Here is an 18,453-nt window from a genome sequence, read left to right on the forward strand (position 1 = left end):
AATGATTTGTCCTTGTGAAAAAAAAGGTGATACATCAGTTGTAGACTCTAGACCAACTGAAGATGGAACCGCAATCAGAAGGAGACGATTATGTATATGCGGTGAAAGATTTACTACCTTTGAAAGAATTCAATTTAGAGAATTAATGGTAGTTAAAAAAAATGGAAGAAAATCTTCTTTTGACAGAGATAAATTATCTAAATCAATCTATATAGCATTAAAAAAGAGACCAATTGATACTGAAACTGCAGAAAAATTTATAAGTAAAATCTCAAGATCATTAGAAGAACTTGGACAAACAGAAATATCAACAAGTACAATTGGAACAATGGTTATGGAAGGATTAAAAGAGCTTGATCCTGTAGCGTACGTGCGTTTTGCTTCCGTTTATAGAAATTTTAGAGAAGAAAAAGACTTTGTGCAATTCGTGGACAGATTAGATGTCTACAAAAAAAGATAATTTTAACAGTAAAGATAAACAATTCATGCAAATTGCCCTTAATTTGGCAATTGCCCGCGAAGGTTTAACCGGTACTAATCCATCTGTTGGATGTGTAATTGTTAAAAATAATAAAATTATTTCTATAGGACAGACTTCATATGATGGAAGACCTCACGCTGAACGTAATGCAATTAAAGACTCTATTGAAAATGTTGCTGGCTCAAAGATGTATGTAACATTAGAGCCATGTTGTCATAAAGGAAAAACACCACCTTGTACTAATTTAATTATTAAATCAAAAATATCAGAAGTTATTTATTCAATTTCTGATATTGATGAACGTGTTAGTGGCAAATCTTTTAAAGTATTAAAATCAAGTAAAATAAAAGTTAGAAAAAATCTTTTAAAAAATGAAATCAGTCGGTTTTACTATCCTTATTTTTTTAACAGAAAACATAAAATACCTTTTGTTATAGGTAAAATTGCAGTTTCAAAGAACAATTTAATTTATAGTAAAGAAAAGCAAAAAATTACTAATATTTATTCTGATAAATTTTCACATTTTTTAAGATACAAAAATGATACGATATTAATTTCATACAAAACCTTAAATAAGGATAATCCAAAACTTAATTGTAGACTTAAAAACAAAAATAATTTTTCACCTATAAGAGTTATTTTAGACAGTAATCTAAATTCTAATCCAAAATCTTACTTAATAAAATCTGCAACTGAAATAAAAACAATTATTTTTTATAATAAAGCAACGAAATCAAAAATCTCATTATTTAAATCTAAAAAAGTCTTATTAATTAAATCCAAAATTAATAAAAATAAAGAATTCAAATTAAAAGAAATATTAAAAAAACTTTATTCTTTAGGAAGTAGAAATTTATTGGTTGAAGGTGGAGATAAACTTACAAAATCATTCATAAATGATAAAATTTTTAATAAATTTTATTTGTTTAAAAGTTCAAATAATTTACCTAAAAATACAGAATTTGTTGAATTTAACAGTTTTAATACTTTAAAATCAAAATACAGATATAAGTCAAAACTAAATCTTAATTTAAAAAAAGATAAAATAGATTTATATAAAAATTATGTTTAACGGAATTATATATAACCAAGGTATTGTCAAAAGAATTGCCAAAAGACCAAAAGGTATCAATATATTTGTTAAAAGTAGCTTAAAGGTTTCATCAAAAGATATAGGATTGTCAGTTTCATGTGATGGAGTGTGTCTCACACTAATTTCGTATAAATCAAAAATAATGGAGTTTTATTTGTCTAATGAAACTTTAATTAGATCCAAATTTAAATTTCTCAAAATAAATGATGTTTTGAACTTAGAGTTACCTTTGAAATATGGAACTAAAATTTCTGGCCATATTTGTCAGGGTCATGTTGATACGGTTGGAATAGTTAATAGTATTAATAAAATAGATAAATCTTATCTTTTTGATTTTGAGATACCAAAAAAGGAGAGAAAACATTTAATAGAGAAGGCGTCTATATGTGTAAATGGTATCTCTCTTACAATTTCAAAAATTACAAAAAAAGGTTTCCAAATTTGGATTATTCCACATACGTATAAAGAGACTAACTTATCTACTTTAAAAAAATCTAGTTTAGTAAATATTGAGATTGATATCTTGTCTAAATATGTAAGAAATTATTTTAATGACAAAAAATAATTTTGCATCAATAGAAACTATTATCAGTATTGCTAGAAAAGGTGGAATGTTCATTTTAGTTGATGATGAAAAAAGAGAAAATGAAGGCGATTTAGTAATATCCACATCAGATACTAATTCAAAAAATATAAATTTTATGGCCAAGTATGGCAGAGGTTTAATTTGTTTAGCTCTAGATAGTGTTCAGGCTAAAAAATTAAACCTTTCATTAATGTCACCAATTAATCAATCAAGAAATAAAACTGCATTTACTATTTCTATCGAAGCTAAAAAGGGAATTACAACTGGAATTTCAGCGAAGGATAGAGCCAAAACAATTAAAGTTGCTTCAAAGAAAAATGCTAACAAAAATGAAATTGTATCTCCAGGTCATGTTTTTCCAATAATAGCAAAAGATGGAGGTGTACTTGTTAGAGCTGGGCATACAGAAGCTTCAGTTGATATCTCAAAATTAGCAAAAAAAAATAATTCAGCTGTTATTTGTGAAATTATGAACGAAGATGGAACAATGGCCAAAGGTAACGATTTATTTAATTTTGCAAATAAGCACAAACTTAAAATAGGTAAGATTGAAGATTTGATTGCTTATAGACTTAAAAAAGAAAAATTAATTAAATTAAAAAAACAAAGCTCAATAATTGTAAAAGATCAAAAGTATAATATTCGAATTTATGAAAATTTAATTGATGGTGCAGAACATTTTGCTCTAATTAAAGGAAAAATAAAAAAGGGTATTACCCCAAGGGTAAGAGTGATCTCTTCAAATGTAGTTCAAAATTATTTAATTAATCAACAATTACCAAACTCATTTAACAAAACTTTGAATTATTTTAAAAAATATAACAATTGTGTATTAATCTTTATTAAAGACTCTAATTTAAAATCTGTAACACAAACTCTAAAAGATTATAAAAATAAAGATTTTTATAAAAAGGGTAATGATAAATTAATAAGAAATTACGGAATTGGAGCTCAAATTATAAAAGATTTGAAAATTAAAAATATGATATTAATCACAAAATCCCCAAAAAAAGTTATTGGTTTAGATGGTTATGGTATAAAAATTACTAAACAAGAATTGATATAATGAAGAAAAAAATTTTAATTGTTATAGCTGATTATTACAAAGATATTGCAGATGGACTACTTAAAAGTGCCTTAAAATTAATCTCAAAAAAAAATAATATAAAAGTTATTAATGTTCCAGGAGCTTTTGAAATCCCAGTAACTATTTCAAAAAACATAAATAAGCATGATGCCTTTTTAGCTTTAGGCTGTGTTATTAAGGGTCAAACTCCTCACTTTGATTTTATTTCTCAAGTGGCAACTAATGGTATTATGGAATTATCAATTTCAAGTAAAAAACCAATTGGGAATGGAATAATTACTTGTTTGAATATGTCTCAAGCTAAAGCGAGAAAGAAAAAAGGTGCAGAAGCAGCTGAAGCAGTAATTTCTGTTCTATCTCAAAAATGAGAACACATTTTAATCCAAAAAATAATCCTAGGGTTATAATAATTCAAAAACTCTATGGTAAATTTTATAACGAAGATGATGAATTACAGTTTCCAAAACACAGATTTAAAAAATTTATTAAAGATATTGTACTAGGAACTATCGAAAGAAATGATCTAATTATAGATGAATTAAAAAATAAATTAGGTGATGAATTTGTCTTTGAAAATTTAGATAAGGTTTTTCAAACTATTTTAAAAGCTGCTACATACGAATTAATGTACAAACCTAATTTATCCTTAAACATTATTATTAAAGAGTATTTAAATTCATCAAATTATTTCTTAGAAAATTCACAAACTAAGTACCTAAATGCTTTGCTTGATAATGTTGGAAAAAAATTAAGAACAAATGCATGAATTTGAATTAATAAATAATTATTTTTCTAATATTTCTAAAAAAAATAAAGCTGCTTTAAGTTTAAATGATGATGTTTTTTTTGATAAAAAAAAAGGATTAGTTATTTCAGTAGACACATACAACATAGGTACACATTTTATAGATTTTAAAAGACCAGATTTAGTTATTAAAAAAATTTTAAGATCTTCAATTTCTGATTTGATTTGTAAAGGAGTTAAGCCAAAATATTATTTTATTGCTGGATCAGGGAACAAAAAAAACTTTACAAAAAACAATCTTAAAAAAATATCCAATTCTTTAAGGGAAGAGCAGAAAAAATATGATTTATTATTAGGAGGAGGGGATACAACTTTTTCTAATAAACTTAGCTTTACAATAACCTCAGTTGGTTACTCAAAAAAAATAATCTATAGAAATCAATCTAATGTAAATAATGATATATATGTTACAGGAAATTTAGGTGATAGTTTTATCGGACTGCAGATTTTAAAAAATAAAATTAAGTTGAATAAATCTAAAACTAAGTATTTTATCGATAAATATTATATGCCCGATATCCAAAATAAGTTTTCTAAAAATTTACTTTCTCTAGCAACTAGTTCTATGGATATATCTGATGGTTTAATCGCAGACTTGAATAAATTAATAAACAAGCAAAATGTTTCTTATAAAATTTATGAAAAATTTATTCCTGTATCAAGAAATCTTAACAACCTAATTAAAAGCAAGAATTTAAAAAAAATTGATCTAGTTTCTAATGGAGATGATTATCAAATTTTGTTTACTGCTAGACCAAACAATGCCAGAATCATAAATAAATTAAGTAAATCTCTTGGTGTGAAAATTTCTAAAATAGGAACTATTTTATCTGGTAAAAATAAGTCTTTAATTTTAGATCAAAAAGACAGAGAAATCGCCAATATTACAGGTGGTTATATCCACCAATTTTGAAGTTAATTATTGTCTTTTTTGACTTTTTTTGTATTGTCCGGGCTTAAAAAATTAACAACCAACAACTAAGGGTTATATGAGCGCAACTGTCGAAACTATTTTATTATACACAATCGGAGCTGGTTTTTTATCTATCGTTTATGGATTTTTAACTGGAAAAAACATTTTAAATTCAAGTGCAGGAAATGCAAAAATGCAAGATATTGCTTCAGCTATTCAAATCGGAGCAAAAGCTTATCTAGCAAGACAATACAAAACAATTGCAATTGTTGGTGCAGCTGTTCTTGTAATTGTTAGTATTGCGTTTAGTCCATTAGTCGGTCTTGGTTATTTAATAGGTGCAGCATTATCTGGTATTGCAGGATATGTTGGTATGTTAGTTTCTGTAGAAGCTAATGTTAGAACTGCTGAAGCTTCAAGAAAAGGTCTAGCTCAAGGTCTATCAGTTGCTTTTAAATCTGGTGCTGTAACTGGTATGTTGGTTGCTGGTTTAGCATTGTTGGCTATAGCAGTTTATTATTTTTTATTACTTAAATATGAAGTTGATGAGAGAGAGATTGTAAATGCTCTAGTTGCTTTAGGTTTTGGTGCTTCTTTAATTTCAATTTTTGCAAGATTAGGTGGAGGTATTTTCACTAAAGGTGCAGATGTAGGTGCCGATCTAGTTGGTAAAGTTGAAGCCGGTATTCCTGAAGATGATCCTAGAAATCCAGCTGTAATTGCGGATAACGTTGGAGATAATGTTGGTGACTGTGCAGGTATGGCAGCTGATTTATTTGAAACATATGCGGTTACTATTGTTGCTACCATGGTTTTATCATCAATTTTCTTTGTAGGTGATCTCAATATGATGATTTATCCTCTTACGATTGGTGCTGCCTGTTTATTAACATCTATTATAGGTACATTCTTTGTTAAACTTGGAAAAGACAACAATGTGATGAACGCATTGTATAAAGGATTTATTGTATCTGCTGTTGCATCATTGGCTATTCTTTGGCCTGTAACAGATCACGTTATTGGTTTTACAAATGAATACACTGTTAATGGAAATACGTTTAATGGAATGGATTTATATTATTGTGGAGTAATTGGTTTAGTTATTACTGGTTTACTAATCTGGATTACAGAATATTACACTGGAACAAATTATAGACCTGTTAAGTCTGTTGCTTTATCATCAACAACTGGTCATGGAACTAATGTTATTCAAGGTTTGGCTGTTTCAATGGAAGCAACAGCTATACCTGCATTAATCATTGTTGCTGGTATCTTAATTACAAATTCTATTGCTGGCCTATTTGGTATTGCAATTGCTGTTACAACAATGCTTGCATTAGCTGGAATGGTTGTTGCTTTAGATGCTTATGGCCCAGTAACTGACAATGCTGGAGGAATAGCTGAAATGTCTAACTTGGATAAAAAAGTTAGAAAAACTACTGATGCTCTAGATGCTGTTGGTAATACTACTAAAGCTGTTACGAAAGGATATGCCATTGGTTCTGCTGGTTTAGGAGCGCTAGTTTTATTTGCAGCTTACACTGAAGATATTAAACATTTTTCTAAAGAAGCAGGATCAGCTCTTGAAGGAATAGTTGTAACTTTTGATTTATCAAATCCCTATGTTGTCGTTGGTCTATTAATTGGTGGAATGTTACCATACTTATTTGGTTCTATGGGTATGCAAGCTGTTGGAAGAGCAGGTGGTGCTGTTGTAGTTGAAGTGAGAAGACAGTTTAAAAAATTTCCAGGCATAATGAAAAGAAAGCAAAAGCCTGATTATGCAAAATTAGTTGATTTACTAACTGTTGCAGCAATTAAGGAAATGATAATCCCATCATTATTACCTGTATTATCACCCGTAGTTTTATATTTTGTAATATTTTCAATAGGTGGTCAGGTAGCTGCTTTAGCTGCAGTGGGCGCTATGCTTTTAGGAGTTATAATCACTGGACTATTTGTGGCTGTCTCTATGACTGCCGGAGGTGGTGCATGGGATAATGCTAAAAAATATATTGAAGATGGAAATCATGGTGGAAAAGGATCAGAGGCTCATAAAGCTGCTGTAACCGGAGATACTGTTGGAGATCCTTATAAAGATACGGCAGGTCCTGCTGTTAATCCAATGATTAAGATTACAAATATTGTAGCTTTATTACTATTAGCAGTTATCGCTGGCTAATTTCTTTACGTTTTTTGGCCCTCGTTCCAAGAGGGTCATTAAGCTTTTGTCTCATACTAGACATAAAATCATATAAAAACGAATTTTTCCTAAAGTCCGATTCTGTTGTTGTTTTTGCTGCAATAATTTTCTTCATATCATCTTTGTTATAAAAATTTTTTTTCTTAAGTAATCCATATTTATCAATTTCTAATACCAAAATATCATTTTTGTATATTTTCATTTTTCCTAAATTTGAAAATTTAGATTGAGTTTGTTTCCTTTCAATATAGATCCAAACATCATTATCGAACTTACTTGTAGTTGAAGGAAAACCAAGTTTTTTGATTATATCGTTTTTATTTGTTTTGTTTTCTATAATATCCAACTGTTTTTTTTCTAAAAAATGCACTCCATGATGATCAATAACTGGTTTAAAAGTGCAATTTGAAAGTATTAAAAATAAAAAAAATATATATAATTTATTCATGACAAAAGAATATATCCATATTTATAACATTTTAATTAATTTCACTAGAAATAAAGATTTATATAAAAACTTAAATAGGGAAGATAGTTTTTCAGATAGATTAACTTTATTTTTACTCCATTTTTCATTTTTTTTAAAAAATTATCAAAGTGAGGAAAATAAAAAAATACTACAAGAAATTTACGATTTTAACTTTAGGCAATTAGAATTGAGTATTAGAGAGATTGGATATGGAGACCAATCTATAAATAAAAAAATGAAAGATTATATTAATTTGTTTCATTCTATGGTTTCTGAGATTCATTTTTGGGAAAATTTATCGAAATCAGATAAAATTGAAAAATTATCAATATTTTTAGAGGATTTTAATAATATTGCTGATTTACTTAAATATTTTGAGCAATTTAACTTAAATTTATCAAAAAAAACTTTGAATTCTTATTTAAAAAGTGTAAGTAACCCATAATTATGGCTGTACCAAAACGAAAACAAACCCCTTCCAGAACTGGAATGAGAAGAGCACAAACAATGAAATTTTCAACTAAAAATATAGTTGAGGATAAAAAATCAGGTGAATACAGACTTTCTCATCATCTAGATTTAAAAACTGGTATGTATAAGGGTAGACAAGTTTTAGACCCAAAAGAATAGTATAATTATCTTAATGTCCGAAAAAATTAAAATTGCAGTTGATGCAATGGGAGGTGACGGTTCACCAAAAAAAGTTATTGATGGTATTATTTATAACCATCAATCAAATAAAAACATTTTTTACAAAATATTTGGAGATAAAAATAAAGTTTCTCCATTAATTGAAAATAAAATTAATAAAGAGTTCTATGAGATTTTTCATACAGAGAATTCAATTAAAAGTACAGACAGTCCTTTAGAAGGTGCAAAAAGAGGAAAAGACACAAGTATGTGGCTTGCTATTAAGAGTGTTAAAGAAAAGCAGGCTGATATAGTTATATCTGCAGGTAATACTGGTGCTCTATTAGTTGTGTCAAAATTAAATCTTAAAATGATCGAAAATATAGACAAACCAGCTTTGTCCGCGCTTTGGCCAAATAAAAAAGGTATGAGTGTTGTATTAGATCTTGGAGCTAATATTGAATGTAGTTCAAAAAATTTAAGTGATTTTTCTTCAATGGGAGCTGCTCTTTATAATTCATTATACCCAGATGAAATAGCCAACGTAGCTTTATTGAATATTGGTTCTGAAGAATTAAAGGGTAATGAAGTAATAAAAGAAACATATCAAATTCTTAATGACAAAAAATCTGAAAATTTTAATTTTTCCGGATATATCGAGGGTAACCACATAATGGATGGTGAAGTTGATGTAATTGTATCTGATGGATTCACTGGAAATGTTGCATTAAAAACAGCTGAAGGGACAGCAAATTTTATTACAAGCGAATTAAAAAAAGCAATGACAGGAAATTGGATAGGAAAACTATCTTCTCTTCTAAACATTTCAAATTTAAAAAAATTTAAAAAAAGATTAGATCCAAGACTGTACAATGGCGCAATTTTTATAGGCTTAGATTCCCCAGTAGTAAAAAGTCATGGTGGTACTGATAACGTTGGCTTTGCTAACTCATTAGATGTTTGTCATAGAATTGTTAAAGGTAATTTGATAGAAAAGATTAAACAGAATCTTTAAATGAGAATAAATTTAACTAAAAAAGATTTAGTTAATTTAGTTTATATGCAACTAGGTTTTTCTAAACAGATTTCAGAAAACTTAATTGATGATTTTTTGTCTACAATTGTTTCTAATATTAAATCTGAGAAGAAACTTAAATTATCAAAATTTGGAACTTTTTCCATAAGACAAAAAAAAAGTAGAATTGGTAGAAACCCAAAAACTAAGGAAACTAAAGTAATATCTAGTAGAGATGTTGTTTTATTTAAACCTTCAAAAGAATTTAAAGAGTTTATAAATCTTAAAAATTATGGATAAAGCTGATCAAGCTTATAAAACTATTGGTGAGGTTGCTAAAATTTTAGACTTAAAAGTCAATAAGAAAGGTGTTTTGCCTACTCATATAATAAGATTTTGGGAAACACAGTTTAAACAAATCAAGCCAAAAATTCTTAATTCCAATCGAAGATATTATGATGAAAAAAATATAGATCTTCTTAAGAAGATTAAATATTTGCTAAAAGATCAAGGAATGACAATTAATGGAGTCAAGAAGATCCTGGATAATGAAGATACTTTAAAGCTTGACGAAATGGCAGATAAATCTATAAAAGCTGAAAAATTAAAAAATAAGTTAACTAAAATATCAAATATTTTAAAAACACTAAAATAAATGGCAAAAAAAACACACGTAAAAGTTAGAATGGTCCCAGAAGCTAAACCTGATAGTCCTTACTTTTATTATGTAAAAAAACCAGCAGGTGGCGAGAAAGCAAAAGTAAAATTATCTGCAAAAAAATATAATCCAGACACAAGAAAACACGAAATGTTTGTGGAGAAAAAGCTTCCACCTCATAGTAAGTAAATTATTTTTTTTTAAAATTTCTTCTTTCGTAATCAATATAAGACCAAATCATATTTTTCCAAATACGATTAGTTATTTTTGGATCAATGCCTTGTTTTAAAGATTTTGCTTTAATTTTTTTTAATATAAAATTAATTCTTTTCTTATCTACGATTTCTTTTTTAAATTCTTTTAGTTTTAAAACTTCCTCAACTAGTTTTGTTCTATATTTTATAAGTGATAATAGTTTATTATCTAGCTTATCAAGCTTAACTCTTATTAAATCTAGTTTTTTTTTATTATTTGGCGACATTTAATTTATTGGAATACTTAATAATTATTATATTTATCTGAGCATGTACAGTGAGAATAATCATTTAAATAATCAACTTAAATTGTGGATGCTATCATTATTAATTTTAGTTTCTTTAATAATATTGGTTGGAGGTTTAACAAGACTAACGGACTCCGGTCTATCAATTACTACTTGGGAATTATTTGTTGGTTTTTTTCCACCTTTTACAAATGAAAAATGGTTAGAATATTTTAGTTTATATAAAACAATTCCTGAATACAGCCAACAAAACTTCAATATGACTCTTGATGAATTTAAAGTAATATTTTGGTGGGAGTGGGGACACAGGCAGTTAGGGAGAATAATTGGTTTAACCGTATTACTCCCAATGGTTTATTTTACAGTAAAACATGGAGTTTGGATTATAAAAAAATATGGACTTATTTTTTTACTGGTTTGTTTTCAAGGATTTTTAGGTTGGTACATGGTATCAAGTGGATTAGTTGAAAGAATTGATGTTAGCCATTATAGACTAGCAACACATTTAGTTACAGCTTTTATAATTTTATCAATTGTATATTGGCAATTTTTAAAGTTATCATCCTCTTCAAATCAAACAATTTCAATTAATCTTTTTATAGCAAAAATTTTTTTAGTTTTATTATTTTTCCAACTAATTATAGGTGCTTTTGTATCTGGTATGGATGCTGGTAAAATCTATAACACCTGGCCATTGATGGGAGTTAATTATTTTCCTGATGATAGTAGTTTTAAAGAGTTTTTGAATTTGAAAGTTTTTGATAATCCTTCTATTGTTCAATTTATACATAGAAATTTAGCATACTTAATTATAGTCATTTATGCCTTAATCCTCTTTAAGGTAATTAACACTGGAAACAAAAAATTATACAAACCTATCACTGTAATTGGTTTGACTTTGGCATTTCAAATTTTTCTTGGTGTGATAACTATTTTATCTGGAGTAAAAATGTTATTTGCATCTTTACACCAGATAAATTCTATTTTGATAATACTTTCAACTTTGTATTTTTTATTTATTTCAAAATACAAAAGACAGATTAATTAATTTCTATTTGTAGACATATAAATAAAATTAACTAACTGCTTTTAAATTACCTTTTGATGATTTGTCTAAAGCTTGATCTAAATCATCGATGATATCATCTATATGTTCCAAACCAATACAAAGTCTAACATATCCAGGGGTTACACCTGAAGCAGCTAATTCATCCTCATTTAATTGACTGTGAGTAGTTGTTGCTGGGTGTATTGCTAAACTTCTAGCGTCACCTATATTTGCAACGTGGTAAAACATTTTTAAAGCCTCAATGAATTTTTTACCAGCTTCGATACCACCAGCTAATTCAATACCAACTAAAGCACCATTACCATTTTTAAGATATTTTTTTGCTCGACTTGATATCTCTTCATTATGTTCAGTGGAATAAATTACTCTCTCAACAGCTTTATGATTTTTTAAGTACTCAACCACTTTTGCAGCATTATCACAGTGTTGTTTCATTCTTAAAGCAACTGTTTCAAGTCCTTGTATAACACCAAATGCATTATCGGGAGAAAGAGCTGATCCTAAATCTCTTAATAGGGTTACTCTTGCTCTAACTGCAAAAGCAACATTTGCACCTGTTAATTCGGGCACAGCTTTACCCCAAACAACTCCTCCATAACTTGCATCAGGTTCATTAAATAGTGGCTGTCTTTTTGGATCTGCTGTCCAATCAAAATTTCCACCATCTACTAGTGCACCCCCAACTACTGTTCCATGACCTGCTATATATTTTGTTAAAGAATAAACAACCACAGCAGCACCATGTTCAATTGGTTTACAAATTACAGGGGCAGCAGTGTTATCTAAGATTAATGGAATGTTATATTTTCTACCAATATCTGAAACTTCTTTAATTGGAAAAACTCTTAAATATGGATTTGGTAATGTTTCTCCATAAAAAGCTCTAGTTTTATCATCTATTGCTTTTTCAAAGTTTTTTGGATCTGAAGGATCTGCATATCTTACTTCTATACCAAGCTTACTTAAAGTATGCGTAAATAAAGAAACTGTTCCACCATAAAGATCTGTTGAACTAACAATATTATCTCCAGCTTGAGCAACGTTTAATATTGCAAAAGTAGAAGCGGTTTGCCCAGATGCTACAGTTAAACTTGCAAGACCACCTTCAAGCGCAGCGATTCTCTTTTCCAACACATCGTTAGTTGGATTCATTATTCGTGTATAGATGTTTCCAAACTCTTTTAACGCAAATAAATTAGCTGCATGTTCAGTGTTATTAAATTGATACGAGGTTGTTCTATAAATTGGAACTGCTACTGAATTTGTAGCCGGATCACTTCTGTAGTCTCCACCATGTATCGCAATAGTTTCTGGATTATTTCTTTTTGTACTCATTTTTACTCCTTTTTTAGTGCTTTTGCTTTATGCAAGGCGCACAATACAGTTCAAATGCCTACCGATTTAAAATTTTATGAAAATTCCATTTTAGCAGTTTTATGCCCGCAATAGGATCAAATCGGCAAGTGATAAATAGCATATTAGTTATGTTTTACAAGCTAAATATAAAATTGACTTTGAATAATTTAATAGTATTAATCCACGCACAATGACAAAATTTACAAAAAAAGATCAAGTCACATCATATTGGTACGAGATTGACGCAAAAAATGCAGTTGTTGGAAGATTAGCGACTGTTGTATCTAATATTATTAGAGGCAAAAATAAGACTACTTATACACCTCACATGGATGATGGAGATTTTGTTGTAGTAAAAAATATCGAACAAGCAAAATTTACTGGTAAGAAGTTTCAAAACAAAAAGTATTATAGACACACAGGACATCCAGGTGGAATTAAAGTTACCACACCAGAAAAACTTCATGAAAAAAAACCTGGAGAAACTTTGAAATTAGCAGTTAAAAGAATGTTGCCTGGTGGTGTTTTGGGTAGAAAACAACTAACAAAATTAAAAATTTATTCTGGAAGTGAGCATCCTCATGCTGCACAAAACCCAAAAGTTATAGAATTAGATAAACTAAACAATAAAAACATTGCAAGAAATTAATATGGAAAACGTACAATCAAACACAAAAACTCCTAAGTTAAAATTAGATTTTAAAGATAGTAAGTACGCGACAGGTAGAAGAAAAACTTCAATAGCAAAAGTTTGGTTAAAAAAAGGTTCTGGTAAAATTTATGTTAATGGCAAATTATATAATGAATATTTTGCTGATGAAATTCACAAAATGCAAATTACAAGACCTTTTGAAATTATAAATCAAGCTACAGATTATGATGTTAGATGTAGTGTAAAAGGTGGCGGACCTACAGGTCAAGCTGGAGCAATGGTTCATGGTATTTCTAAAGCTTTGGTTCTCTTTGATGAAAATTTAAAAACAACATTGAAAACTGAAAAGCTTACAACCAGAGATTCTAGAGCTGTTGAGAGAAAAAAACCTGGTAGAAGAAAAGCTAGAAGAAGCTTCCAGTTTTCTAAAAGATAATTTTTTTTACAATTTAAACTGCTATAATAAAAAATGCCTAAGCTTAATGCATTAGTTGCCGGATCTACAGGATATATTGGTGTTCAATTAATCAAGTTATTAATTAACCACAAATATATTAATATTAAATATCTATGTGGAAATTCGTCTGTTGGAAAAAATATTTCTTATTATGACAAATCTCTATCAAAAAAAAAATTACCTAAAATTGTAAAATTTAATCCTAAATTATTAAATGGTATTGATGTTGTCTTTACAGCTCTACCAAATGGTGAGGCTCAAGATATAGCAAAAAAACTTAATGATAATATTACTCTAATTGATTTAGCGGCAGATTTTAGATTAAAAAAAGCTAATGATTATTTAAAATGGTATAAACAAAAACATCGAGCTCCAAAACTACAGAAGAAAAGCATTTATTGTTTACCAGAAATAAATCGTGATGAATTAAAAAATCACAATATTATTTCATGTCCAGGATGTTATCCAACATCAATATTATTACCTCTTGTTCCGCTAATTAAAAAAAAATTAGTTAAATTAGACAATATAATTATTGATTCAAAATCTGGATATTCTGGTGCCGGTAGAGGAGTTCATAAAAAATATAAAGACAAGAATTTATACGAATCTTTAAGTGCTTATGGTGTCGGTTTTCATAGACACAATTCTGAAATTCATCAATTTTTAAGTAAATTTACAAATAAAAATTTTCAATTTAGTTTTACTCCACATTTATCTCCAATGTTTAGAGGCATATTAAGTACAATTTATTTAGATTTAGAAAAAAATGTTAATCAATCAAAAATCATCAAAACACTTGAGATGTCTTATAAGGGAGAAAATTTTGTTAAAATATTAGATTCTGATAAACTTTTGAGTACAAATGATGTTATCAATACAAACAATTGCTTTATCACAGTGTGTAAATCAAAATATAAAAACAAAATAATCATTATTTCTGCAATAGATAATTTAATCAAAGGTGGAGCAGGTCAGGCTGTTCAAAATTTAAATAATAAATTTAATTTTCCTGAAAGAACTGCTTTAAAATGAAATATTTGTTAATTATTTTTCTAATTTTTTTATGTAATTGCTCTTTAAATAAAGATTCTCAGTATTGGACAGAACATCCTGCTGAAAATAAAAAAAATCAAAAAAAAATAACTGAAATACTTAAAAAGTCAGACGATATAACAAAAATGACATTAGAAGAATATGAGATTTATATAGATGACTATACTAAAAAAAGTAAATATCCAGATATAAGCAAATGAATAATATAGTGAATGTTGCAATTGTTGGACTTGGTCAAGTTGGTAATTATTTATTTAATGAACTAATTGTTAAAAAAAAAGATATTGAACTTAAAACAGGAAAAAGAGTTCATGTAGTAGCTATTTCTGCAAAAAATATAAATAAAAAAAGAAAATATAAAATTAATAGAAAAATTTTTTACAAAAACCCATTTGAAATTTTTAAAAAAGAAAAAGTTGATATATTATTTGAAGTAATTGGACAATCAGATGGGGTTTCTAAAAAATTAGTTGAAACTGCGTTAAAGAATAAAATCCATGTAATAACTCCAAATAAAGCTTTAATTTCAAAACATGGAAATAATTTAGCAAAACTAGCTGAAAAAAATAATGTCAATTTAGAATTCGAAGCATCTGTTGCTGGCGGGATACCGATATTGAGATCTATTAAAGAGGGATTAGCTACAAATAAATTATCTAAAGTTTATGGAATTTTAAACGGTACTTCAAATTATATATTGTCAGAGATGGAAAATTCTGAGCAAAATTTTGCTGATGTTTTGAAAAAAGCTCAAATGCTTGGATATGCCGAACCAGGAAATCCAAAATTAGATTTAAATGGTTTTGATGCATTTGCAAAAGTGAGAATTTTATCCGCTTTGGCTTTTAATAGTAAAATATCAAATAAAAAATGTTTAATGGAAGGAATAGAAAAGATTGATTTAAAAGATATTAAAATTGCAAATCAATTAGATTTAAGAATTAAACTACTGGGTATCTCTGAACTTAAAAATAATCAACTTTTTGAAACTGTTCATCCATGTCTTGTAAGTAAAAAATCATATATTGGTAATGTAAATGGAGTAATGAATGCTGTAATCCTTAATGGCAAACCAGTAGGAGAAAGTGTATTACAAGGGGAGGGTGCTGGACCAGGTCCCACTTCATCATCTTTATTATCTGACTTATTATCTATTTTAAGAGGAAACATTAAAAAGCCATTTGGTGTAAGTGTAAATAAGCTTAAAACTTTAAAGACTTACAACGTAAATAATTATGTTAATTCTTTATATTTAAGATTTGAAGTTAAAGATAAACCAGGCGTTTTATCTCAAATAACCAATCGTTTAGCTAAATATAAAATTTCTGTCAAAAGATTAATCCAAACCCCAGATAAAAAAAATAATAAAGCTACCATCGTAATAGTTACTCATAAAACCACAGAATTAAATTGTAATAGCTGTTTATCTATATTTAAAAAAAATAAGAATATCTTAAAATCACCTACGTTAATTAGATTGCTTGATTAATGGAAATATATTTCAAACTTATTGAAGTATTATTTCCTGTTTTTTTTGTTGTTGGGATTGGGTATTACCTTGGTAAGAAAAAACCAGATTTTGATAATTCCTTTATAACTACTTTTGCCTCAAATGTTGGTACACCTGCAATGGTTATATATTCTATTACTTCTACAGGTATAACATTTGAACAATATACCAGTTATTTTATTTATTATTTAATTGCTATTGCTGGTTTTGGTTTAACAGGCATAATTATTTTATATCTATTAAAAACTAAAGATATCATTAGAGAAATCCCAGTATTTCTTCTTCCTAATAATGGAAATATGGGTATTCCTATTTGTCTTTTTGCTTATGGTTCACAAGGTTTAGGAATAGCTGCATCAATATCTTCTCTTATAATTTTACTTCACTTTACATTAGGAGTGTTTCTAGCCGACAGAAAATTTGACTTTAATATTTTAATTAAAAATCCACCTTTTTACGCAATTATATTTTCAGTTACTTTTATTTATTTTGACTTGGAGATGCCCAAGGCAATTATTAATTTAACTGAATTGTTAACATATACAGCAATTGTTTTAATATTAATGTCGTTAGGAATTGCATTAACAAAATTAAAAATTTTTTCTTTCACTAATTCAATAATTGCCTCTATTGGAAGAGTAATCATTGGACCCGTGATTGGTTTTTTAATTATAATTTTTTTCGATCTTTCTGGATTTGGTGCAGGTGTAATTTTAATTCAATCTGCTATGCCAAGTGCTATTTTAAATTATTTAATTGGATCAATGTACTCACCAAAAGAAATAGTAGATAACATCGCTAGCACTATTGTTGTTTCTACATTAATGTCATTTATTACAGTTCCAATAGTTGTATTCTTTGCTTTAAAATACTTCTATTAAGATATATCTTTTAGTTGTGAAGGCTATAATTTTAAATGCATCTGCTTGGATGATTGTCCCTGTTATGGATGCGTTTGCTAAATATTTAAGCTCATCAATGGATGTTTTACAAATAACATGGGCTAGATATTTTTTTACCGTTGTTTTTACTCTGTCTTTAATGCTTATATTTTATAGACAGTCATTAGTTTGGACTAAAAAACCGGCTCTTCAACTAATAAGAGGTTTGATATTTGTTTTTTCTACGTATTTATTCTTTTATGCGATTTCTGAAATTTCACTCCCTAAAGCTTTAACTTTAGCATTTGTAGCACCAATTTGTGTCACAGCTTTATCTCCATTTTTTTTAAATGAGAAAGTAGGGGTGAAAAGATGGACTGCTGTATCGTTAGGGTTTGTTGGTACTTTGATTGTTATTAGACCTGGATTTATTGAACTTAATCTAGCCACTTTAGCTGCTTTAGGTAATGGAATTTGTTATGGATTTTACCTTATTATAACAAGAAAACTTAGCACTTCAGATAACCCTCTTTTAACGCTTTTGCTTTCAGGTTTAATAGGAACGATCATTATTAGCTTATTTATGCCTTCTGTATGGGTAAATCCTACTACAAATCAGTGGATTTTAATGGCTTTAATCGGCCTTATAGCTTCTGTAGCTCATCTTTTCATAATTTTATCACTCAAATATGCAGATGCCTCAAAATTAGCTCCTTTAGGCTATACAGAAATCATAACAAACATATTAATTAGCTATTATTTCTTTCATGAATTACCTGATAATTGGACTTACTTAGGTCTTTTTATAATTGTCTTAAGTGGTCTCTATATAACAAGAAGAGAGTACATTTTAAAAAGAAGCAATTAATAGTATTTTTTTGTATACTAATTATTAATGTTTTACATTAATATATTTAAATAAATTATTGTAATTATTGAATAAATTATTTATATATAAATATAATTAAAACGCATTATTACTTGGTGAAGTAGAGTAATATCTTGGTTTTTTAATTATAATTATTAATAT

At 27.8% G+C, this 18,453-nt stretch carries 25 protein-coding genes and 1 riboswitch; of the genes, 22 read left to right on the forward strand and 3 right to left on the reverse strand.

The window, feature by feature from the left end:
* Position 1 precedes the first annotated feature (1 nt).
* The 8 genes from nrdR (at position 2) to ACTTBI_RS02435 (ending at position 7,147) form a co-directional block, all read left to right on the forward strand.
* A complete protein-coding gene (gene nrdR / locus ACTTBI_RS02400) occupies positions 2-460 on the forward strand; it encodes a transcriptional regulator NrdR (protein ID WP_075506746.1) in 459 nt (152 codons plus the stop codon).
* A complete protein-coding gene (ribD, locus tag ACTTBI_RS02405; RefSeq protein WP_440652406.1) occupies positions 441-1,553 on the forward strand; it encodes a bifunctional diaminohydroxyphosphoribosylaminopyrimidine deaminase/5-amino-6-(5-phosphoribosylamino)uracil reductase RibD in 1,113 nt (370 codons plus the stop codon). The genes nrdR and ribD overlap by 20 nt, the downstream gene beginning before the upstream one ends.
* Entirely contained in the window at positions 1,546-2,139 is a 594-nt protein-coding gene (locus tag ACTTBI_RS02410; protein ID WP_440652407.1) for a riboflavin synthase, read from the forward strand. Before ribD ends, ACTTBI_RS02410 begins: the two co-directional genes overlap by 8 nt.
* Positions 2,126-3,226, forward strand: coding sequence for a 3,4-dihydroxy-2-butanone-4-phosphate synthase (gene ribB / locus ACTTBI_RS02415; RefSeq protein WP_262589161.1), 1,101 nt, complete (start codon positions 2,126-2,128; stop codon positions 3,224-3,226). The genes ACTTBI_RS02410 and ribB overlap by 14 nt, the downstream gene beginning before the upstream one ends.
* On the forward strand, positions 3,226-3,615 hold the full coding sequence (gene ribH, locus ACTTBI_RS02420; protein ID WP_440652408.1) for a 6,7-dimethyl-8-ribityllumazine synthase: 390 nt from the start codon (positions 3,226-3,228) through the stop codon (positions 3,613-3,615). The genes ribB and ribH overlap by 1 nt, the downstream gene beginning before the upstream one ends.
* Entirely contained in the window at positions 3,612-4,013 is a 402-nt protein-coding gene (locus tag ACTTBI_RS02425; RefSeq protein WP_262589163.1) for a transcription antitermination factor NusB, read from the forward strand. The genes ribH and ACTTBI_RS02425 overlap by 4 nt, the downstream gene beginning before the upstream one ends.
* Entirely contained in the window at positions 4,006-4,965 is a 960-nt protein-coding gene (gene thiL / locus ACTTBI_RS02430; RefSeq protein ID WP_440652409.1) for a thiamine-phosphate kinase, read from the forward strand. The genes ACTTBI_RS02425 and thiL overlap by 8 nt, the downstream gene beginning before the upstream one ends.
* A gap of 76 nt (positions 4,966-5,041) precedes the next feature.
* On the forward strand, positions 5,042-7,147 hold the full coding sequence (locus ACTTBI_RS02435) for a sodium-translocating pyrophosphatase (protein ID WP_440652410.1): 2,106 nt from the start codon (positions 5,042-5,044) through the stop codon (positions 7,145-7,147).
* On the opposite strand, the gene bamE is transcribed toward ACTTBI_RS02435, so the two are convergent.
* Positions 7,134-7,616, reverse strand: a complete 483-nt coding sequence (gene bamE / locus ACTTBI_RS02440; protein WP_440652411.1) for an outer membrane protein assembly factor BamE domain-containing protein — start codon at positions 7,614-7,616, stop codon at positions 7,134-7,136. The genes ACTTBI_RS02435 and bamE overlap by 14 nt on opposite strands.
* On the opposite strand from bamE, the gene ACTTBI_RS02445 reads away from it, so the two are divergent.
* From ACTTBI_RS02445 to ACTTBI_RS02470, 6 genes are read left to right on the forward strand one after another with little or no spacing between them, the layout of a single operon-like run.
* Complete coding sequence (locus ACTTBI_RS02445; protein ID WP_440652412.1) at positions 7,615-8,082, forward strand: ubiquinol-cytochrome C chaperone family protein; 468 nt, start codon at positions 7,615-7,617, stop codon at positions 8,080-8,082. The genes bamE and ACTTBI_RS02445 overlap by 2 nt on opposite strands.
* A gap of 2 nt (positions 8,083-8,084) precedes the next feature.
* A complete protein-coding gene (rpmF, locus tag ACTTBI_RS02450; protein WP_023853776.1) occupies positions 8,085-8,267 on the forward strand; it encodes a 50S ribosomal protein L32 in 183 nt (60 codons plus the stop codon).
* A gap of 13 nt (positions 8,268-8,280) precedes the next feature.
* Complete coding sequence (gene plsX, locus ACTTBI_RS02455) at positions 8,281-9,282, forward strand: phosphate acyltransferase PlsX (RefSeq protein ID WP_440652413.1); 1,002 nt, start codon at positions 8,281-8,283, stop codon at positions 9,280-9,282.
* The gene (locus ACTTBI_RS02460) at positions 9,283-9,582 is read left to right on the forward strand and encodes an HU family DNA-binding protein (protein WP_440652414.1); all 300 of its coding nucleotides are present in this window, start codon (positions 9,283-9,285) and stop codon (positions 9,580-9,582) included. It begins immediately after the preceding gene.
* Positions 9,575-9,937, forward strand: coding sequence for a MerR family transcriptional regulator (locus tag ACTTBI_RS02465; RefSeq protein ID WP_440652415.1), 363 nt, complete (start codon positions 9,575-9,577; stop codon positions 9,935-9,937). Before ACTTBI_RS02460 ends, ACTTBI_RS02465 begins: the two co-directional genes overlap by 8 nt.
* Positions 9,938-10,129, forward strand: a complete 192-nt coding sequence (locus ACTTBI_RS02470; RefSeq protein ID WP_023853780.1) for a 50S ribosomal protein L33 — start codon at positions 9,938-9,940, stop codon at positions 10,127-10,129.
* Position 10,130: 1 nt separating this feature from the next.
* On the opposite strand, the gene ACTTBI_RS02475 is transcribed toward ACTTBI_RS02470, so the two are convergent.
* Positions 10,131-10,421 (reverse strand): chorismate mutase, encoded by a 291-nt coding sequence (locus ACTTBI_RS02475; RefSeq protein WP_075506733.1) that lies wholly within the window; start codon positions 10,419-10,421, stop codon positions 10,131-10,133.
* A 43-nt stretch (positions 10,422-10,464) separates the two neighbouring features.
* On the opposite strand from ACTTBI_RS02475, the gene ACTTBI_RS02480 reads away from it, so the two are divergent.
* Positions 10,465-11,490 (forward strand): COX15/CtaA family protein, encoded by a 1,026-nt coding sequence (locus tag ACTTBI_RS02480; protein ID WP_440652416.1) that lies wholly within the window; start codon positions 10,465-10,467, stop codon positions 11,488-11,490.
* A gap of 27 nt (positions 11,491-11,517) precedes the next feature.
* Here the strand turns inward: ACTTBI_RS02480 and ACTTBI_RS02485 are convergent, their stop codons facing one another.
* Positions 11,518-12,846 carry an O-acetylhomoserine aminocarboxypropyltransferase/cysteine synthase family protein gene (locus ACTTBI_RS02485; RefSeq protein ID WP_440649103.1) on the reverse strand — a complete coding sequence of 443 codons (1,329 nt, stop codon included), beginning with the start codon at positions 12,844-12,846 and terminating at the stop codon, positions 11,518-11,520.
* 2 nt (positions 12,847-12,848) lie between these two features.
* A riboswitch (SAM riboswitch) is annotated at positions 12,849-12,915 on the reverse strand.
* 142 nt (positions 12,916-13,057) lie between these two features.
* Here ACTTBI_RS02485 and rplM point away from each other — a divergent pair.
* From rplM to ACTTBI_RS02520, 7 genes are read left to right on the forward strand one after another with little or no spacing between them, the layout of a single operon-like run.
* Positions 13,058-13,516 carry a 50S ribosomal protein L13 gene (gene rplM, locus ACTTBI_RS02490; RefSeq protein WP_440652417.1) on the forward strand — a complete coding sequence of 153 codons (459 nt, stop codon included), beginning with the start codon at positions 13,058-13,060 and terminating at the stop codon, positions 13,514-13,516.
* Position 13,517: 1 nt separating this feature from the next.
* Positions 13,518-13,955, forward strand: a complete 438-nt coding sequence (rpsI, locus tag ACTTBI_RS02495; RefSeq protein ID WP_440614345.1) for a 30S ribosomal protein S9 — start codon at positions 13,518-13,520, stop codon at positions 13,953-13,955.
* 33 nt (positions 13,956-13,988) lie between these two features.
* Positions 13,989-15,011, forward strand: a complete 1,023-nt coding sequence (gene argC / locus ACTTBI_RS02500; protein WP_440652418.1) for an N-acetyl-gamma-glutamyl-phosphate reductase — start codon at positions 13,989-13,991, stop codon at positions 15,009-15,011.
* Complete coding sequence (locus ACTTBI_RS02505) at positions 15,008-15,232, forward strand: hypothetical protein (protein WP_440618395.1); 225 nt, start codon at positions 15,008-15,010, stop codon at positions 15,230-15,232. The genes argC and ACTTBI_RS02505 overlap by 4 nt, the downstream gene beginning before the upstream one ends.
* Positions 15,229-16,521: a homoserine dehydrogenase gene (locus ACTTBI_RS02510; RefSeq protein ID WP_440633392.1), complete on the forward strand. Its 1,293-nt coding sequence runs from the start codon at positions 15,229-15,231 to the stop codon at positions 16,519-16,521. The genes ACTTBI_RS02505 and ACTTBI_RS02510 overlap by 4 nt, the downstream gene beginning before the upstream one ends.
* Complete coding sequence (locus tag ACTTBI_RS02515; RefSeq protein ID WP_440633391.1) at positions 16,521-17,423, forward strand: AEC family transporter; 903 nt, start codon at positions 16,521-16,523, stop codon at positions 17,421-17,423. Before ACTTBI_RS02510 ends, ACTTBI_RS02515 begins: the two co-directional genes overlap by 1 nt.
* A 16-nt stretch (positions 17,424-17,439) precedes the next feature.
* On the forward strand, positions 17,440-18,291 hold the full coding sequence (locus ACTTBI_RS02520) for a DMT family transporter (RefSeq protein ID WP_440652419.1): 852 nt from the start codon (positions 17,440-17,442) through the stop codon (positions 18,289-18,291).
* The last annotated feature ends 162 nt before the right edge of the window (positions 18,292-18,453 follow it).

This window comes from Candidatus Pelagibacter sp. HIMB1542 (assembly GCF_052047835.1).
Taxonomy (GTDB): domain Bacteria; phylum Pseudomonadota; class Alphaproteobacteria; order Pelagibacterales; family Pelagibacteraceae; genus Pelagibacter.

Bases quoted from the DNA above. Each gene is read 5' to 3' on its own strand.
- nrdR (WP_075506746.1), top strand. From the start codon at position 2: ATGATTTGTCCTTGTGAAAAAAAAGGTGATACATCAGTTGTAGACTCT.
- ribD (WP_440652406.1), top strand. From the start codon at position 441: ATGTCTACAAAAAAAGATAATTTTAACAGTAAAGATAAACAATTCATG.
- ACTTBI_RS02410 (WP_440652407.1), top strand. From the start codon at position 1,546: ATGTTTAACGGAATTATATATAACCAAGGTATTGTCAAAAGAATTGCC.
- ribB (WP_262589161.1), top strand. From the start codon at position 2,126: ATGACAAAAAATAATTTTGCATCAATAGAAACTATTATCAGTATTGCT.
- ribH (WP_440652408.1), top strand. From the start codon at position 3,226: ATGAAGAAAAAAATTTTAATTGTTATAGCTGATTATTACAAAGATATT.
- ACTTBI_RS02425 (WP_262589163.1), top strand. From the start codon at position 3,612: ATGAGAACACATTTTAATCCAAAAAATAATCCTAGGGTTATAATAATT.
- thiL (WP_440652409.1), top strand. From the start codon at position 4,006: ATGCATGAATTTGAATTAATAAATAATTATTTTTCTAATATTTCTAAA.
- ACTTBI_RS02435 (WP_440652410.1), top strand. From the start codon at position 5,042: ATGAGCGCAACTGTCGAAACTATTTTATTATACACAATCGGAGCTGGT.
- ACTTBI_RS02445 (WP_440652412.1), top strand. From the start codon at position 7,615: ATGACAAAAGAATATATCCATATTTATAACATTTTAATTAATTTCACT.
- bamE (WP_440652411.1), bottom strand. From the start codon at position 7,616: ATGAATAAATTATATATATTTTTTTTATTTTTAATACTTTCAAATTGC.
- rpmF (WP_023853776.1), top strand. From the start codon at position 8,085: ATGGCTGTACCAAAACGAAAACAAACCCCTTCCAGAACTGGAATGAGA.
- plsX (WP_440652413.1), top strand. From the start codon at position 8,281: ATGTCCGAAAAAATTAAAATTGCAGTTGATGCAATGGGAGGTGACGGT.
- ACTTBI_RS02460 (WP_440652414.1), top strand. From the start codon at position 9,283: ATGAGAATAAATTTAACTAAAAAAGATTTAGTTAATTTAGTTTATATG.
- ACTTBI_RS02465 (WP_440652415.1), top strand. From the start codon at position 9,575: ATGGATAAAGCTGATCAAGCTTATAAAACTATTGGTGAGGTTGCTAAA.
- ACTTBI_RS02470 (WP_023853780.1), top strand. From the start codon at position 9,938: ATGGCAAAAAAAACACACGTAAAAGTTAGAATGGTCCCAGAAGCTAAA.
- ACTTBI_RS02475 (WP_075506733.1), bottom strand. From the start codon at position 10,421: ATGTCGCCAAATAATAAAAAAAAACTAGATTTAATAAGAGTTAAGCTT.
- ACTTBI_RS02480 (WP_440652416.1), top strand. From the start codon at position 10,465: ATGTACAGTGAGAATAATCATTTAAATAATCAACTTAAATTGTGGATG.
- ACTTBI_RS02485 (WP_440649103.1), bottom strand. From the start codon at position 12,846: ATGAGTACAAAAAGAAATAATCCAGAAACTATTGCGATACATGGTGGA.
- rplM (WP_440652417.1), top strand. From the start codon at position 13,058: ATGACAAAATTTACAAAAAAAGATCAAGTCACATCATATTGGTACGAG.
- rpsI (WP_440614345.1), top strand. From the start codon at position 13,518: ATGGAAAACGTACAATCAAACACAAAAACTCCTAAGTTAAAATTAGAT.
- argC (WP_440652418.1), top strand. From the start codon at position 13,989: ATGCCTAAGCTTAATGCATTAGTTGCCGGATCTACAGGATATATTGGT.
- ACTTBI_RS02505 (WP_440618395.1), top strand. From the start codon at position 15,008: ATGAAATATTTGTTAATTATTTTTCTAATTTTTTTATGTAATTGCTCT.
- ACTTBI_RS02510 (WP_440633392.1), top strand. From the start codon at position 15,229: ATGAATAATATAGTGAATGTTGCAATTGTTGGACTTGGTCAAGTTGGT.
- ACTTBI_RS02515 (WP_440633391.1), top strand. From the start codon at position 16,521: ATGGAAATATATTTCAAACTTATTGAAGTATTATTTCCTGTTTTTTTT.